Source organism: Methanoregula sp. PtaB.Bin085 (assembly GCF_002067035.1).
Lineage (GTDB): Archaea > Halobacteriota > Methanomicrobia > Methanomicrobiales > Methanospirillaceae > Methanoregula.
In genome coordinates this window covers 1-15956 of sequence record NZ_MVQB01000061.1, presented here as the reverse complement: position 1 = coordinate 15956, position 15956 = coordinate 1, and the positions used below count along the sequence as shown (strand labels likewise).

Genomic DNA, 15956 nt, shown 5'->3' with positions numbered 1-15956 from the left:
TTATTCTCGCGATGTCTCGATCTGATAATTTACTCACATCGATATTTAGATTCGATGTCAAATGATTTCGGGATACCACAGGAAAAACCTGGAACGAAATTCTTTTTAACATTTCTGCTCTGAAGAGATCGTGAAGAGTATCTTGACGCTCCAGGAGCTCTGCCCTGCAGCTATTGCGCCCTAATTGCGATTGTTTAATATTACCAAAATCCTAGAGGCAGGTATTATCTGGGTATCACATGTGCCCCCGTCCCCAACGGGGGCAGGGTTGGCGGAATGGGGGTGATCCTACCAGTTGATGAAGGATTCCCCAGAGCGATTTCTCAATAATTCCCTATATTTCCATACAATGGAAAGTCTGGTTGCGATTTCATCCAGATATCCGGCAGTCTGTTCGATTATCAGAATCATCGCAAGTTTCTCTGGAGTTTAAAAAAAGAGAATAACCAATAACCTTGTCTTGTCAGGACTTGACCGTCCAGTCCATCCACTGCACGGACCGGAGCTCTTTTGCCGTGGCTTCGTCCACGCCATACAGGTTCTCGTAGAACTCAAGGAGCCATTCCGAAAGCTCGATATCGGAGAACTTGTCCGGGTACGCTGTTTTTGCGATCACCATCACATCGATCGGGTACTCAAGCCGCTTGCCGCAGTTGCAGGGTGTCCACGGGAGTGCCGAAACCTGCTTGTTCTTCACGGCAGTAAGTCCCTGGAGGTTCTGGTAGTAGGGGGCGTCGTAGAGTTCCATCGGGGGATGGTACCCGTTCGCGGTGCAAAGCACAATCTTGTCGGGGTTATTTGCCAGGATCTGCTCGGCACTCAGGGTCTTGAACGTGGCGCTCTCCTCGCTGTACGAGTTCTTCGCATTCACCAGGTCCTCGATGAAGAACGATTCGATAGTGCCCCGCCCGAAGACCTGCCCTGCCCCGCCCTGGCTCCGTGCCGTCGGGGAGAGGCCGAGGATGAGGACGCTGGGTTTCTGTGTATCGGGGATGTCGCGGGTCCTCTCCTTGATCATGTTGACCTGCCCCTCAAGGTAATCGCTCATCTTCTTTGCCTCTGCTTCTTTCCCGAACACTTCTCCGAGTATGCGTATCTCGTCAGTTATACCGGACACTTTTGCGGTCTTGTACGCGTTCGGCCCGTATGTCACAACGAGCGGGATGTTCAGCGACTCTATGGTCGTGATGGTCTTTTTCACATTTTCATCGTCGGGATACCGGAGCGTGCAGTCCCCGAGCCGGAGGATCACTACATCCGGCTTGAGGCCGGCCAGCGTCTCGTAATTGATGGCAACGCTCGATTCGCCGATCCGGGTGATGTTCCCGAGCTTGGGGTAGAGATACAGCACCGGGTTCATCCCCCGCACGTACGTGACATTCTTGCCTTTGACCGAGGGGAAATCGTACGTGAAGTTCCGTTGGATACAGCTGGAGCCGACCCCGACGATGGTGTCCTGCACGCCAAAGCGTATCATGGAACCTTCGACAAGCCCGTCGCTGATCGTGACGACCCGTTTGATATCGGTCGGAATCTTCACCGCAACCCCCCGGCTGTCGACCACGGTCTTGTATCCCGGTGTTGCGGTATCTGCCGTTTTTCCCACCGTTTTTTCTGATTGCGCTGCCTGCTGGGTGCATCCCGCACAGAGGAGTGCCCCGATGATGATCATTATTAATAATACATGCCAGTTTTTGTTCATGATTCACCCACACGTTCTGAAAAATTCTGATCTCTCAACTCAGTTATCTGCCGGAAACTCCGGCAGGGTTCAACCCCCGCCGTTCGGCCAGGTGTCCCACCAAAGGCGGGCGCCGGTTGTAGTTCCTGGGAGGAAGAACTGCCCGTTTTTCTGCACCAGGGTACTTTCAAGATATTTCCGGAGTATGTCTTCCTGTTCCGGGTTTGCGATTCCGAACTGCTCGCGGAGATCGGCAAGAGCAGCATCGATGTCCGGATAGAGTCGGGTATGATCCAGCAGCCCGACTTCTACATTCGGACAGATCCCCATGGACCAGAGGACATTGAAGAGGACATCCACTTTCGGGCCGGGCTGGTATTCCCTGCCATGCAGCTGCGGCCAGAGATCGACCATCGGTTTCTCCCACGATGTGATCCCCCCAAACCAGAAGAGGAAGACCCTGCCTGATGCTACGGCCGCCATCTTCCCGACGGCGCCCCTGATGTCGGGCATCCCGAGCGAGTGGGACGCGAAGACGATGTCGTACGGTCCGTCGAGATCGGCTGCCGGGTCGATATCCTCCCACCGTTTCCGGACAATCTTCAGGTTCTGTATTCCGTTCCCGAGAGCATACTCCTCCATCACGTCCGCCATCCCGGCCGCAGGTTCGACCGCGGTCACCTGCCGGGTTAAACGTGCAAGGGGAACGGCAAGCGTACCCGGGCCGGCACCGATATCAAGGATCCGGGACTCCGGAGCCGGCCTGAGAGCATCGATGACGTTTTCGATCCTTCCGGGGTCCTCCCGTGAACGGGCAAGGAATTCTTCAGCTTTCTTCCGCGATTCCCAGATCGTTGCGCACTCGCCTCTCCCCCGCGATGCAACGTTCCTGTTATAGAGATCTTTCCAGATACCGTTCCAGTCCATTGTCTCAAATTCCATAATGTTCGTCCCCGTCAGGGTCATGCCTTTTTTCCCCGATAGAATCCTCCGGCAGTCTCCGACAATGCGATGGCCTGCCCGCTATGGTCTTTTCCGTGATACACCGGGGCATCACCATTCTCACCCCGTTGTCGGACCGGACCGAGCAGGTATCCTTGTAGATCCGGTCCAGCACCTCGTCGGTGATGACATCCCGGGGATGCCCGTCAGCAACGATCCCCGCGTTCGAGATGACGATCACCCTGTCACAGAACCAGGCCACGTGGTTGGGATCGTGGCTGCAGGCAAGGATGGTCTTGCCCTCCTCCGTGATGCCCCGCATGATCTCCCAGATCTTCATCTGGTTGTGGAAGTCGAGTGTCGAGGTCGGTTCATCGAGGAACATCAGGGGGGTGTCCTGCGCAATGGCACGGGCAATAAGGACCAGCTGACGCTGCCCCCCGGAGAGCTGGTTGTAGGGCCAGTCGGCGATATTGGAGATCCCGAGCCGGTCCAGCGCGTCGAGCGCCATCTCTTTGTCCCTCCGCTTCACGCCGAAAAAACCGCCAAGGTGCGGTGTCCGTCCCATCAGCACGACTTCCCGTACAAGGTACGGGAACGGCGGCTTGTGCTCCTGCGGGACGTACGAGACAGTCTTGGCCAGTTCCTCCACCTTCTTTTGAGATACATCGTCTCCTCCCATATGCACCGAGCCCCTGTCCGGGGTCAGAAAACGGAGGCAGCACTTGAAGAGGGTGGTCTTCCCGCAGCCGTTCGGCCCGAAGAGGCCGCAGAGTTCCCCCTCGTATACCGAGAACGAGACCCCGGAAAGGACCGGGTATCCCGCATACGTGTAATGGATGTCCCTGACCTGCAGCATACTACTCACCCAAAGATGACCCGTCCCTTGTTCCTTAGCAGGTAGCAGAGGTATGGGGCCCCGAGGATCGAGGCGATGATGCCGACGGGGATTTCTGCATTCGTCAGGGTCCGCGCAAGGGTGTCGCAGATAACAAGGTAGATGCCGCCCATCATGAAGGACGCCGGGATCACGTACCGGTTGTCCGGCCCGAGGAGGATGCGGGATGCGTGGGGCATCATCAGGCCGACCCAGGCAACGATGCCCACGAGAGAGACAGCAAATGCCGTGACCGCTGTGGCAATCCCGATGACGATGAACTTGTACCGTTCCGGGTTCACGCCCAGTGTCCGAGCCTCATCGTCTCCCATGGAAAGGATGTTAAGCTTCCACCCGAACGCCCACAGGATGATAAAGCCAATGGTGACTACCGGGGCAATGACCTGCACATCCTTCCAGGTCGCATAATAGAACCCGCCCATCATCCAGAACACAATCTCCCGGAGCGCCGCATCGGTAGAGAGGTATTTGAGGAGCGAGACCAGCGCCGCGAAGATCGAGCCGACGATGACGCCGGCAAGGATGAGCGTGACGATTGGGGTCTCCCCCCGCACCCGGGCGAGCAGGTAGGCAACGGCTACAGCGAGGCCACCAAAGACGAACGCGGAGAGCTGGATCGAGATGAAGATCGCCGGGTAGACGATCCCGAGCGCGGCCCCGAACGCGGCTCCCGACGAAACACCGAGGATGTACGGTTCGACAAGGGGGTTCTTGAAAACGCCCTGGAATACCGCCCCGGCAACAGCGAGCGCGCCCCCGACAAAGATCGTAAGCAGGATCCGCGGGACCCGGATGTCCCAGATGATGGTGTTGTTGAGTTTGTCGATGGCTGAGGTGTCGCCGAAGGTGAGATGCACGAAGATGGTCCTGTACACATCCATAACCGTGAACCCGTACTTCCCCATGACCACGGCCACGACTGCTGTCACAAAAAGGACCGCAGCGATGGCAGCGAGGACCAGAATCTTGCGGTACTCAGAAAACCCGCTGACATCTTCGTATCCCATCGTCTCCAGCAGCCGTTTCAGCTGTTCGGTTCCGGTCATCATGATGTGTATCCTGCAGGCAGCAATCCATAAAACCAGAGGGTAGCCTGTTTTTCATTCCGCAAGCCTTCTTGTGGTTTAAACAGTTTTCTTGCCTGCCTTTCCATTATGTATTACATCATTTAATTTATGTATTACTAAATGTTAATTTTAACATTACATGGGATACGATCCACGGAATTCAATAGATTAAAAAGATAATCAGCCTACACCCGGTCATCGAATTCGGGTTCCCGTTGATCCTGTAAGTGATTGTATCTCCGTCACATCCCCCCCACTATGAGCAGAAGCACGACCATGCTTGCCGTTGCTCCCTGCAACATGCAGAAATCGATGGCAGAGACCCTGAATCCCAGAGATTTCCCGAAGAGCGCGACATTGAGGGGAAACCCTGATTTGATCTGGCCGATGCCCAGGTGGAGCGCCCGCGACAGGACGTAGATCAGAAGGCACTGGATGAGCGTCAGGCCCTCCTGAGTGGCCACGGTTCCTGTTGCAGCAATGGCCGCCATCTGGCTCATGAAGGCGGCGACAAAAACCATGATGCTCGAGGCCGGCAGGTTGAGCGCCGTCAGGAGCGGCTGCAGGAAATAGGCGAAGGAGTCCTGGACGCCAATATTGAAGAGAAAAATAATAATTGCCCCGGTTGGGACGAGGACGATTGCGGTCTCTGAAAACTCCTTCAGGCTCCCAATCAGGCACAATTTCAGGATCCCTGCACGATATCGGTTTTTTTCCGTATCGCTCTCCTGGGTATCGGCAACCGTCCGGTTACTCGCGATGCCGGCATCTGGAAGATCATGCCCGGGGTTCGCCTCGAAGAGGGCCCTCCCGGCGATAATCCCTACAAAGGTGATACCAAGACAGATCAGGAATTCTATCCCGATGATGCTCCCACCCATCCAGAGACCAAAGACCGACAGGGCAACGGGAGCAAGGTAGAACGTAACGCTGTTGATGGACTTCGGGAAATATGCGATGAGAACTGTAATAATGACCTCCCTCTCGCTGATGATCTTTTCCCGGAAATTCTCTGACAGCATCCCCAGCGCCGAATAAGAGTTGAGGAGGTAAAAGGAGAAGATTGCAGAACATGTTTTCGGCAGATGGGCGGCCCGTGCGATATATGACATCGGAAGCCCGATCAGGTCGAGATACGGAGAGGCCTTGATCAGGTTCGCGATGAAGAATCCGAGGAAAATGTACGGCAGCGTGAGCCAGAAGAAGTTTAGTATCTGCTGGAGGATATTCACAAGGTCCATGAAGGCATCCGCATCCCATCTGGTGACGGAACCAGTCCTTCAGGCAGGTACGCTGAAATCCCCCATTCTTGTGAGGGAGCGATGGCAGAGGACAGGTTCTACTTCAGTTCCTTATGATATGCATTTTTTAAGTAAATAAATAACTTCTTTTTTGAATTGTTGCTATCATTTAATAAAATTTTATTACTTGCAGTGCACATCTCTTGATTGGTTACAAAACCGGAAACAGGTGAAAAACATGGACAAGATGGTTCTGATGGTTTTCGGCCACGAGATCTGGCTCGAGAATGTAAAGGGCAGGGGAACAGGGACCGGCATCAGGCTGATGTACGGCCACAACATGAAGACCGATGGGAACGTTGACGCGAAACGGATATCATCGGTCGTATATGGTCCCGGCAGGAGGAAGATCCTTCCCGCAATCAAAGCGGATACCGATCATCACCTTGTGACATTTACCGGGGAGAAAGCAGGCTATTACATTCCCGTTGTCGATCTCTCGCCGCTTGTAATCTCGAAGACGAAGAAGGACGAGTATAAACAGGGATCGCGGAAGATGTACAAGGATATCGTCTATGCCGGTGCATTCCACCAGATGGCCAAGAAGATTGTCCCCGTCGGAGAGGTGGGCAGATATACCCCCCGGCATGTCCACGGCATCCTTGATCTGATCCCGGAACGTCCGGTGCTTACCAAAGGTACCAACATCAGTATGACGCTTCTCTATGAAGGAAAACCTGTCAAGGGCGTGACCGTGAAGGCGATCTCCAAAGAAGAGGGCAAAGAGATGGCGGCCGGTATCACCGATGCGAAAGGGATCGTAAAATTCCCCGTCACGAAGAACGGCACCTGGATGTTCATCGCACGGCACAACGATCCATCAAAAGCGGTTGCAGATGAATACGACGAGACTGTATTCGTCTCCACGCTGGTGATGGAGACCTCCTGAACATGATCAGGATCATTGCAACAGGGAAAGGCGGGGCGGGCAAGACAACGGTGATTGCAACCATGTCCCGCCTCCTCTCCCGGGAGGGGTATCGCGTTCTTGTTATCGATACCGACCCGAGCATGAACCTCGCCATGTCCCTTGGAATACCCTTCACAACAACGAGGACGCTTGCCGAAGACAAAACCGGTATACGCGAACAGCTGCTCGGGGATGATCCTGAAGACGGTCATGGGCACAACCATGAGCACAACCATCCAGTCAGTATCGACCAGCTTCTAAGATTGTACGAAGTGTATGCACAGGATAACGTGAGAGTTCTTGTGATGGGGACCATCCCCTATGGGGGTGCCGGGTGTATCTGCTCTTCGATCTCATTGGTCAAGACTCTGATCGAACAGATAGCTTCCCGGATAGAAAGGTATGATTTTATTATCATTGATTCCCAGGCCGGCTCGGAGATCCTGGGGCGGGGCCTTGCGGTTGATTACGATTATAATCTTGTTGTCACCGAGGCATTCCCGAAGTCCATGGAAGTTGCACGGCACGTCATGAAGCTGGCCGGGGACCTTCGTATCAAAAAACAGGTTGTCGTTGTCAACAAGGTCAAAGATGGCAATGAGACCGATCTGGTCTTAAAATCGTTGTGCCTGAACGCAGAAATCTGTTATCCGGTTCGATATGACGAACGGGTAGCCGAGGCTGACAGGAATGGTCAGCTGATTCTCGATACTGCGCCGGATTCCTGGATGGTTGGCGACATCAAAGAAATCATGAATATGATTCAGGTATCTTGCAGGCCGGAAGGAGGTGCCGGGTAATGTGCGAATTTACTGTAATCCTTGAAGAGAACAACGAAAAGAAAGAGATCTGCGGAAATGTTGTGAAGGCACGGCAGAAGGACGGAACCGTTATCATTGTCGATGCATCAGGATCCCGGATAAAGGTTGACAGAGCAACGATCGAGGTTGTCGACACCCTCATGCAGCAGCTGGTCCTGAAGACATCTTAGCCGATGGAGCATCCTTCCGGGGGAAAGTCCGGATAAGGAGAGATCGTATCGGTAACATTCCGACAACGAGCCGGAGTTCAATATCCTTTTCCCCATTCCGGATCTTTCCTTGATAATCGTGTGTAATCTCTCAGGCACGGCGAAATTTCCTGGGCGGCAACAGCAGTCCTTATCATGAGCCCCGCCACGTTCCCTTTCATATGACAATAGTGTCCGATCGTGGGTCGATGATCTTCCGGAGCTCGGAGCCAATCAGGTTCGTTGCAAGGACGAACAGGACGATCATTGAGCCGGCCGAGAGGGCGATCATGGGTGCTTTTTCCAGCATGGTCAGCCCCTGGTTGATCATGGTTCCCCATTCCGGTATGGGCGGCTGGACGCCAAGGCCGAGAAACCCGAGCGATGTGATCGTGATGATCTTGGAGCCAAGTCCGAGTGTCGCAATCTCGATGATCGGCCCGTAGCAGTTCGGCAGGATATGCCGGAACAGGATATGGGTATCCGTTGCTCCGGCTGCTTTCGATGCCTCAACAAAACCGCTGGATTTGACCGAAAGAGTGCTGCTGCGGATAACCCGGGCGAATTTTGCCCAGCCCGGGAGCAGTATGGCAAGGATGATCCCCAGAGGTGTCGGTCCCACGATCGCAATGATGGGGAGCGCGAGGACGATTGCGGGAAATGCGAGGAAAATATCGGTCATCCGCATCAGGGGAGCATCGAGCCGGGGATAATACCCGGCGTACATACCGACGAGGATCCCGATCAGGACGCATGCCACGGTCGATATTACCGCGATGGCAAGTGAGATCTGTCCTCCGTACACCGTCCTGCTGAAGATACACCGGCCGAACTGGTCGGTTCCCAGCGGGTACTCAGGGGTCGGGGAAGCGAACCGGTTCCCAAGATCCTGCTCGGCCGGGTCGTGCGGGGCGATGACCGGGGCAAGGATCGTGATGAGAAATAAGGTAAAAAAAATGACAAGCCCTGCGGTCAGGGTCACATTCCCGCGGAGAACATCCATGATCCCACGCAGGGTGGGAAAACGATCCTGCAGGTTCACACAGCCGGCATCCATTTCACACCTCGTCATACCTGATGGCCGGATTGAGCCAGATATAGGACATGTCGACTGCGAGATTGACGACAACGAATATGATTGCGAAAGTGATCATGCATCCCTGCAATACCATGATATCCCGGGTATTGACAGCATCCACCGTGAGCCGGCCGATTCCTGGCAGGGCAAAGATGCTCTCCACAACGACCGCCCCCCCGAAAAGCCAGCCGAACTGGGTGCCCATATACGTGAGGACCGGAAGGAGGGCATTTTTGATTGCATGCCTGGTAATGATCGTTCCCCGGTCAAGTCCCTTGGAACGGGCGGTCAGGATATAGTTCTGTTCGAGCACATCCAGCATGCTCGTCCGCATGAGCCGCGACGTTATCGCGATGAGGCCGACGGCAAGGACAAGGGAAGGGAGGATGAAGTACTGGATGCCCCCGCTCCCTGCCACCGGTAGAATCTTCAGCTGGATGGAGAAGAACAGCAGCAGGAGAATCGCCAGAAAAAATTCCGGAGTCGCGTTCCCGACGACAGAGAAAAGCCTGCAGACATGATCGATGAGCCCGTTCTGCCGCACGGCTGCAGCAATTCCCAGGGGAATGCCGACAATGATAGAGATTGCCATTGCAAGCGTTGCCAGGTAAAAGGTTGTCGGCAGGGCATAGAGGATCTCGTGGATTGTGCTCTTGTGTGAGATATATGAGTATCCAAGGTCACCCTGCAGAACGCGGGAAAGCCAGATGAAGTACCTGATATGGTATGGCTGGTCGAGTCCCATCTCGGCTCTCATCAGGGATATTGCTTGCGGGGAAGGATTGTCGGTATCAAGGATTGCCCGTAGCGAGATTTCAGCCGGATCACCCGGTGCCAGCGCTATCAGGATGAAGGTAATGACCGAAATACCGATCAGTACGGGGATAATTTGGAGAACCCGGTTCACAACAAGTGCGTTCATGATGCGTTCACTGGACACGATGTCCCGAAAAAAATGGGAATCTTTTACTCAGACTATACAAATCTCACGTTCTCCAGGTGGTACGAATACTCGTTGGGATGGCTGTCATAGCCTTTGATCTTATCGTTCGAGATGTCGAGGTTCACATAGTAATTCAGGTATAGAACCGGCGACTCGTCATACACGATCGACTGGACCTCATCGTACATCGCTTTCCGGGCTGCAGGGTCGTCGATAGTCCTGGCATTCCCGATGAGGGTATCGACCCGGTTGTTGTTCCAGGCAACCGCCCCGTATGCATTAACCGCGGTACCGCTTGAATGATAATCGGTCATCATGATCTCATCGGGGTCCGGGGTGAACAACACGCCTCTTCCCACGAGATACATGTCAAACTGGCCTTTCTTAACCAATTCGTCACAGGCGGAATTCTCCATGACCACCACTTCAGCGTCCATGCCTGCTTTTTTCATCTGTTGCTGGATAACTTCGGCCGTGGGGGGGAGCTCGGCACGTGTGGGATATGTGATGAATTTTACTTTGAAGGGTTTTCCGTCCTTTTCAACAATCCCGTCGCCGTTCGTATCTTTCCACCCCGCTTCTGCGAGAAGCCGGCGTGCCGTGTCCGGGTCGTACGGGTATGGTTGTATCGACGAGTTCGCCCAGTAGGAACCCGGCGGGAACACTCCCGCTCCCGGCGTGCCGATGCCCTCCAGCACGCTCGTGATGATAGCGTTGCGGTCGATCGCGTAACTGACGGCCTTGCGTACCCGGGCATCGTTGAAAGGCGTTTTTTTGTTGTTGAAAGAGATCATGCGGACACGCGGGATCGACTGCTGCTCGACAGTGTACATGGACTGGTTCATGTACCCGACAGCGATTTCCGGGGGCATAATCATGGCGACCTGAATTTCCCCGCTTTTCATCAGCATGCTCCGGGTTAGTGCTTCAGGAACAATCCGGTACACGACCTTATCGACAGAAGCCTTCTGGCCCCAGTAATTGGCATTTTTCACCGTCACGACCTCTTCTTTCGGTTTCCAGGACTCAAACACGAACGGCCCGGTCCCTACAGGCTTCACGATGGTCCCGTTGACATCCCATGACGAGGAACTGAGGGCTGCCGCCTCTCCCTTGGAGAGGTATGCCGGGAGCGGGATGAACGACTTGTTCAGCCGGATGACAAGGGTCTGCGAGTCTGGTGCTTCTATCCCGGCGAAAGGTACCTCGGCGAACACCTTGGATTTTTTCAGCGATCGTTCAAGGGATTTTTTCATTGCGTCAGCCGTGAAGGGAGTCCCGTCATGGAACAAGACACCTTTTCTTAAAGTGAATGTCCATGTCTTCCCGTCAGGAGAAACCGTCCAGCTTGTTGCAAGGCTGGGCGTTACCTTCAGTTCAGCATCGACACCGGTAAGCGATTCCGTGTACCCGAGCCGGTGAGACAGGTACCCGTACTCGTGCGGATCGATCGTTTTCGGTTCCCATTGGGCGGAGATGGTAAGTGTTGTCGGTTTGGCCGACACTGCTGCACCTGCCGGTGCCCCCGATTGCACACTGGTCTGAGTTCCCGTACATCCAAGTGCAAGTACTGCAATGATAAGCAAGAGTGTCAGAATACATGTATAACGTTTCATATTACTTGATCATACTTTTTTAGTTATTTTTCATATTTAGTGCTTTTTATTTGCATTCCCTCGACAACATAATGGCATATCCGCGAGGGACATTAATGTAAGTAAGTATGCACAGGTATTTCCGTGTAGGTGAATGATCGACGGAAGGATATTCCGGATTATGACAGAGAGTTATTCTTCACGCCACCATGTGGCAGCTGACTCTCCTGTCACCATAGTCTTGTATTTCTGGGAGTGTATGGCACCGGCCTGTTCCCCTCGGGCAGAACGGAAGGTACGTACATGCGCCCGGAATAATTTTACAGTCCTCGGGGAGTCCATTTCCTTGGGAGATCCCGTGAGGTGATACAATTCTTTGGGTGAACGGGTGGAGCGGGTGGTCCAGGATCTTCTCACCTTCCTCGACAATACGACCGCCCAGCATCACTGCCACCCGGTCGCCCAGGATCCGTGCAAGCTGAATATCGTGCGTAATGAAGAGACAGGCGCACCCGATCGCTTTTTGGCGCTCCTGCAGGAGGCGGATGATGGATGCCTGGATGGATACGTCCAGCATCGAGGTCGGCTCGTCGCAGACAATGAATGCGGGATCGAGCGCGATAGCCCGCGCGATGACTGCCCGCTGGAGCTCACCTCCGCTGAGCTGGTGGGGGTACCGGGCAGCCTGTTCAGGTTCCAGCCCGACCAGGTCAATCAGCCGCTCCAGTTCCCCGTTCATACCTCTCCCATTCAGACGTTTGCTGTGGATACGGAACGGTTCAAGGATCGAGCGTGCGACCGTCCATCGCGGGTTCAGGGCATTGTCTGGATGCTGGGAGACGATCTGGAACTTCCACCGGAGCGCGCGGAGTTCTGATCCGCGCATCTTTGCAAGGTTTTTTCCTTCGAAGAGGACGTCGCCGCGAGTCGGGTGGATCAGGTAGAGGAGCATCCGCCCCAGCGTCGATTTCCCGCACCCGCTCTCTCCGACAAGGGCAAGTGTCTCTCCAGGGCCGATATGGATATCGACACTATCGACGGCAGCTGCTGACGGGTCTCCTAAAAATCCCGCATCGAAATACTTTGTCAGTCCCCTTCCTTCAATCATAGTTCCAGCACCTCACGGCGTCGTCATGCCTTGCACGGATCAGCGGGGGTTCCTCTGCACACCGTTCGCCGGCACCGGGACACCTCGACCGGAACCTGCAACCGCTGGTGAAAGCCCCGTCCCGGGCTGTCGCTCTCCCGGGGATCGGGACCAGACCGTTCTCCGGCAGGGACCGGAGCAACCCTGCCGAATAGGGGTGAAGGGGTCTTTCGAAAAACCGTTCCTTGTCGCTGATCTCGAGAACAGCACCGTTATACATAACGACAACCCGGTCCGCCAGTTCCCGCGCAAAATCAAGATCGTGCGTTATCACCACGAGCGTTATCCCCTGGTTCCGGACTTCCCTGAACGCAGTCGCGATCGATTCCTTATTCAAGGTATCGACACCCTTTGTCGGCTCATCCGCGATAATGACCTTCGGGCTGGCGGAGGTCCCCATGGCGACAAGGGAGCGCTGCAGCATTCCCCCGCTGTATGAATCTGGATAAGCTTGGCTCCTCTCTTCCGGCGGTAATACCCGGAATTTTGCAAAGAGTTCGAGAACGCGTTCATGGATCCGCTCCCGTGTCCACCCGGCCTGCCGGGAAAGCGGCTCCCCGACCTGCAGGCCCGTTCGCATCGACGGATTCAGGGCGCTTGCCGGGTTCTGGGGAATCCATGCGATCTGAAGTCCCCGTACAGACCGGAGCTGCTCTTCCGACAGGCAGAGGAGATCCTTTCCCTCGTACGTAATTGTCCCAGATACCGTACATGTCGGCGGGAATAATCCGAGGATTGCCGTTCCCAGCACCGATTTCCCGCTCCCGCTCTCTCCGATGATGGCGAGCGTCTCGCGTTCCTCGACCGCAAGATCGACCCCGTCTACCGCTTTGACGGTCGCAGTGGAGAGGGGAAAATGCACTGACAGCTGGTTTACTTCAATAATTATGGACATTGTTCCTTTCCTGTCGCGGTACCGACACGGCCCGGTTTTATGATAATTACAAATATTGTAATACATTATAATAAGTTTTATCAGTTTCGTATGAAAGATGAAATACAATATACCCCCGGGCCGGTTGGCTCCGGTGCGGAGCACAAGGGAGTGAACATATGGATATGACAGTGTCAATCGACTGGGAGATTGTCTGGAAGGAGAGCGTGGAGGAAACGGGCCGCGTCAGTACAACCGGCTACTGGAACTCGCGCGCGGATGACTATTCCCGGATGGTGAATACGAGCAACTTCGATCACGGCCGGAAGATCCTGGACCTGTTTCTTGTCCTTGGAATTGTCCGCAGTGACTGGGACGTGCTCGATATTGCATCCGGCCCGGGAGCGCTGACGCTGCCTTTTGCCGGATGTGTGAAGAGCGTATCCGCAGTCGAACCCGCGGCACAGATGGCGGTCAGTCTCATGGAAAACGCCCGGAAATCCGGGCTGTCCAACATCTCCATCATCCCAAAGACATGGCAGGAGTTTCCAGTCCTGGACTATGAAAAACGGTTCGACATGGTCACCTGCTGCCATGCGCTCTGGCAGTTCCCCGATCTTCTCAATCAGGTCCGGCGGATGGAGACTGTGTCAAGGGGATACTGCTGCCTTGCCCACGGGATCGATACCAGTGAACGGATACTGAAGGAGCGTCTGGGAGTACCGGTGGATGGCCGGGACCAGTTCATCACGCTCTTCAATTTCCTTAATAATGCAGGGATTTATCCCAATGTAAATATCGTCGAGTATTCCCTGATGTGGCCGGTCGAGGCAGCGATAGCATCCAAGGAGCGGTTCGTGGAGAAATACCGTCCACTGACGGATACGGACAGGGAGATTATTCACGAATACATTGCACGGCATACTGCTGACGGCATCTACCGGATCCCGGGCAGTTTGGGTGTCTTCTGGTGGGAGGCGGAATGACGGCTACATCAGCTGTGGACTGGGTCCGGCACTGGGAGGAGATCTATGACGGGCGTCTCCGGTCGATGCAACGGGACTACTCCATCGACGACTGGACGGAACGCGCCGGGGATTATTCGGAGCGGCGGAAAACCAACCAGTTTGAATTCGGTGATCGCGTTTACCGTGCACTGGCCTCCCATGGGGTCGTCGGGAGGCAGTCGCGGGTTCTCGAAGTGGGATCCGGCCCGGGAACCTTTGTGATCCCGTTCGCGAAACGGGTGAAGAGCGTGACTGCGGTCGAACCATCCGATGGCATGATCCGGATGATCCGGCAGAACACAGCCGAGGCCGGCATCGGTAACTACGACATCATCCGGAAGACCTGGCAGGATGTGAACATCCCCGATATCCGGGGGAAATACGATCTGGTTATCACCTCGACAGTCATCTGGATGTTCCGCGATATCCTGCAGCAGATAGAACGCATGGAGGAAGCAACCTCGGGACACTGCTGCGTAGTGGAAGAGATTGACGGGACCGACGATCTGGGCAGGAAGATCTGGCGTACGATCATGGGTGAGGTCCCGTGCCCGCCTTTTCCCGGGTATCCTATCATCTACAATATTCTGTACCAGAACGGGCGGGTCCCGCAGGTACGGATTGTGGATGCAACCAGCCGCCGCACAACGGAGAATCTGGCGAAGATGTACCGTATCTTCTACTCGCTGTATACTGACGTGACGCCGGAAATCGAGGAAAAGATTGGTACCGCACTTGCTGCTGACAGCAGCAGTGGCATTCACGAAGGGACGTACCGTTCAGCGGTTGTCTGGTGGGATCCTGAAATCCGGTGGGAGGCGGACTAAGATAACCCTTTCATCATCCCGCCTTTGTTTTCACCGCAGGTCTATTAGCTGCGCCGAGTTTATTACAATGACAGGGATGGACGAGAGCTCGTGCATGAGCGCGATGTTCTTTATACTTGGTGTTACGAAATTATGTTTAAATCAAATCTTATGGGTGTATTATATTACATATATAAGATCTGCCGGCAACAGGAAATATCATATTGTCTGAGATATCCTTCTCTTGAAGGTCGTCGGAGGATTGAGAAATCCCCCTGATCACGAATGATGGTTCCTGTATAATGGAATTCATACGTCTATCTCGTTTTCTTATAGGGTGCCGGTGAAATCTCAACCGGATATGAATCTGTCTCCTTTGCGGAAAGCATTTTTGCAGATATAGTAATACTTTTTATTCTAAAATTCTTACATTTTAGTGAAAAATCCGATAGATTAATTACATTTTATGATAAAATTTTGGTATAAAATTTTTTACCCCAACTATTTCAGAGGAGAAAACCGCATGAGAAAGCAATTCATGATTCTATTGGTAACATTCACCCTGTTTCTGTTTATTGCAGTGATGCCAGCTTCGGCTGAAGGCCTCTTTGCAAACGGGACCGTCATCAACCAGGGTGCCACTATCTTCATTGGTGAAGAGGGACTTAACGTCACTCACGCCATGAACCAGGCTTACT

15 protein-coding genes are annotated in these 15956 nt (G+C 54.2%); 5 read left to right on the top strand and 10 right to left on the bottom strand.

The features are described 5' to 3' along the window. Positions 1-463: 463 nt before the first annotated feature. The 5 genes from A4E33_RS13635 to A4E33_RS13615 form a co-directional block, all read right to left on the bottom strand. Positions 464-1702, bottom strand: a complete 1239-nt coding sequence (locus tag A4E33_RS13635; RefSeq protein WP_292348933.1) for an ABC transporter substrate-binding protein — start codon at positions 1700-1702, stop codon at positions 464-466. A 69-nt stretch (positions 1703-1771) separates the two neighbouring features. After that, positions 1772-2647: a bifunctional 2-polyprenyl-6-hydroxyphenol methylase/3-demethylubiquinol 3-O-methyltransferase UbiG gene (locus A4E33_RS13630; protein ID WP_292348932.1), complete on the bottom strand. Its 876-nt coding sequence runs from the start codon at positions 2645-2647 to the stop codon at positions 1772-1774. Beyond that, positions 2613-3482 carry an ABC transporter ATP-binding protein gene (locus A4E33_RS13625; RefSeq protein ID WP_292348931.1) on the bottom strand — a complete coding sequence of 290 codons (870 nt, stop codon included), beginning with the start codon at positions 3480-3482 and terminating at the stop codon, positions 2613-2615. Before A4E33_RS13625 ends, A4E33_RS13630 begins: the two co-directional genes overlap by 35 nt. 5 nt (positions 3483-3487) lie before the next feature. Beyond that, on the bottom strand, positions 3488-4570 hold the full coding sequence (locus A4E33_RS13620; protein WP_292348929.1) for an iron ABC transporter permease: 1083 nt from the start codon (positions 4568-4570) through the stop codon (positions 3488-3490). Between the two features lie 260 nt (positions 4571-4830). Next, complete coding sequence (locus A4E33_RS13615) at positions 4831-5829, bottom strand: hypothetical protein (protein ID WP_292348927.1); 999 nt, start codon at positions 5827-5829, stop codon at positions 4831-4833. Positions 5830-6067: 238 nt separating this feature from the next. Between A4E33_RS13615 and A4E33_RS13610 the strand changes: the two genes are divergently transcribed. The 3 genes from A4E33_RS13610 to A4E33_RS13600 are packed head-to-tail and all read left to right on the top strand — an operon-like array spanning position 6068 to position 7790. After that, positions 6068-6778 (top strand): DUF4198 domain-containing protein, encoded by a 711-nt coding sequence (locus A4E33_RS13610; protein ID WP_292348925.1) that lies wholly within the window; start codon positions 6068-6070, stop codon positions 6776-6778. Positions 6779-6780: 2 nt separating this feature from the next. Further along, positions 6781-7599, top strand: a complete 819-nt coding sequence (locus A4E33_RS13605; protein WP_292348923.1) for an AAA family ATPase — start codon at positions 6781-6783, stop codon at positions 7597-7599. Continuing rightward, positions 7599-7790 carry a CooT family nickel-binding protein gene (locus A4E33_RS13600; RefSeq protein WP_292348921.1) on the top strand — a complete coding sequence of 64 codons (192 nt, stop codon included), beginning with the start codon at positions 7599-7601 and terminating at the stop codon, positions 7788-7790. The genes A4E33_RS13605 and A4E33_RS13600 overlap by 1 nt, the downstream gene beginning before the upstream one ends. A gap of 196 nt (positions 7791-7986) precedes the next feature. On the opposite strand, the gene A4E33_RS13595 is transcribed toward A4E33_RS13600, so the two are convergent. The 5 genes from A4E33_RS13595 to A4E33_RS13575 all read right to left on the bottom strand — a co-directional run bounded on the left by A4E33_RS13595 (position 7987) and on the right by A4E33_RS13575 (position 13466). Next, positions 7987-8880 (bottom strand): ABC transporter permease, encoded by an 894-nt coding sequence (locus A4E33_RS13595; protein ID WP_292348920.1) that lies wholly within the window; start codon positions 8878-8880, stop codon positions 7987-7989. Next, positions 8867-9808, bottom strand: a complete 942-nt coding sequence (locus A4E33_RS13590) for an ABC transporter permease (protein WP_292348918.1) — start codon at positions 9806-9808, stop codon at positions 8867-8869. Before A4E33_RS13590 ends, A4E33_RS13595 begins: the two co-directional genes overlap by 14 nt. A gap of 53 nt (positions 9809-9861) precedes the next feature. Next, on the bottom strand, positions 9862-11334 hold the full coding sequence (locus A4E33_RS13585) for an ABC transporter substrate-binding protein (RefSeq protein ID WP_292348916.1): 1473 nt from the start codon (positions 11332-11334) through the stop codon (positions 9862-9864). 289 nt (positions 11335-11623) lie between these two features. Continuing rightward, positions 11624-12532, bottom strand: a complete 909-nt coding sequence (locus tag A4E33_RS13580) for an ABC transporter ATP-binding protein (protein ID WP_292348914.1) — start codon at positions 12530-12532, stop codon at positions 11624-11626. Continuing rightward, positions 12525-13466: an ABC transporter ATP-binding protein gene (locus tag A4E33_RS13575; protein ID WP_292348913.1), complete on the bottom strand. Its 942-nt coding sequence runs from the start codon at positions 13464-13466 to the stop codon at positions 12525-12527. Before A4E33_RS13575 ends, A4E33_RS13580 begins: the two co-directional genes overlap by 8 nt. Before the next feature lie 158 nt (positions 13467-13624). On the opposite strand from A4E33_RS13575, the gene A4E33_RS13570 reads away from it, so the two are divergent. Together A4E33_RS13570 and A4E33_RS13565 are read left to right on the top strand one after the other, a co-directional pair. Next, positions 13625-14431, top strand: coding sequence for a class I SAM-dependent methyltransferase (locus tag A4E33_RS13570; protein WP_292348911.1), 807 nt, complete (start codon positions 13625-13627; stop codon positions 14429-14431). Next, a complete protein-coding gene (locus tag A4E33_RS13565; protein ID WP_292348909.1) occupies positions 14428-15279 on the top strand; it encodes a class I SAM-dependent methyltransferase in 852 nt (283 codons plus the stop codon). Before A4E33_RS13570 ends, A4E33_RS13565 begins: the two co-directional genes overlap by 4 nt. Positions 15280-15956: the final 677 nt, after the last annotated feature.

Coding starts and splice junctions, on each gene's coding strand:
- A4E33_RS13635 (WP_292348933.1), bottom strand. CDS start 1,702: ATGAACAAAAACTGGCATGTATTATTAATAATGATCATCATCGGGGCA.
- A4E33_RS13630 (WP_292348932.1), bottom strand. CDS start 2,647: ATGACCCTGACGGGGACGAACATTATGGAATTTGAGACAATGGACTGG.
- A4E33_RS13625 (WP_292348931.1), bottom strand. CDS start 3,482: ATGCTGCAGGTCAGGGACATCCATTACACGTATGCGGGATACCCGGTC.
- A4E33_RS13620 (WP_292348929.1), bottom strand. CDS start 4,570: ATGATGACCGGAACCGAACAGCTGAAACGGCTGCTGGAGACGATGGGA.
- A4E33_RS13615 (WP_292348927.1), bottom strand. CDS start 5,829: ATGGACCTTGTGAATATCCTCCAGCAGATACTAAACTTCTTCTGGCTC.
- A4E33_RS13610 (WP_292348925.1), top strand. CDS start 6,068: ATGGACAAGATGGTTCTGATGGTTTTCGGCCACGAGATCTGGCTCGAG.
- A4E33_RS13605 (WP_292348923.1), top strand. CDS start 6,781: ATGATCAGGATCATTGCAACAGGGAAAGGCGGGGCGGGCAAGACAACG.
- A4E33_RS13600 (WP_292348921.1), top strand. CDS start 7,599: ATGTGCGAATTTACTGTAATCCTTGAAGAGAACAACGAAAAGAAAGAG.
- A4E33_RS13595 (WP_292348920.1), bottom strand. CDS start 8,880: ATGACGAGGTGTGAAATGGATGCCGGCTGTGTGAACCTGCAGGATCGT.
- A4E33_RS13590 (WP_292348918.1), bottom strand. CDS start 9,808: ATGAACGCACTTGTTGTGAACCGGGTTCTCCAAATTATCCCCGTACTG.
- A4E33_RS13580 (WP_292348914.1), bottom strand. CDS start 12,532: ATGATTGAAGGAAGGGGACTGACAAAGTATTTCGATGCGGGATTTTTA.
- A4E33_RS13575 (WP_292348913.1), bottom strand. CDS start 13,466: ATGTCCATAATTATTGAAGTAAACCAGCTGTCAGTGCATTTTCCCCTC.
- A4E33_RS13570 (WP_292348911.1), top strand. CDS start 13,625: ATGGATATGACAGTGTCAATCGACTGGGAGATTGTCTGGAAGGAGAGC.
- A4E33_RS13565 (WP_292348909.1), top strand. CDS start 14,428: ATGACGGCTACATCAGCTGTGGACTGGGTCCGGCACTGGGAGGAGATC.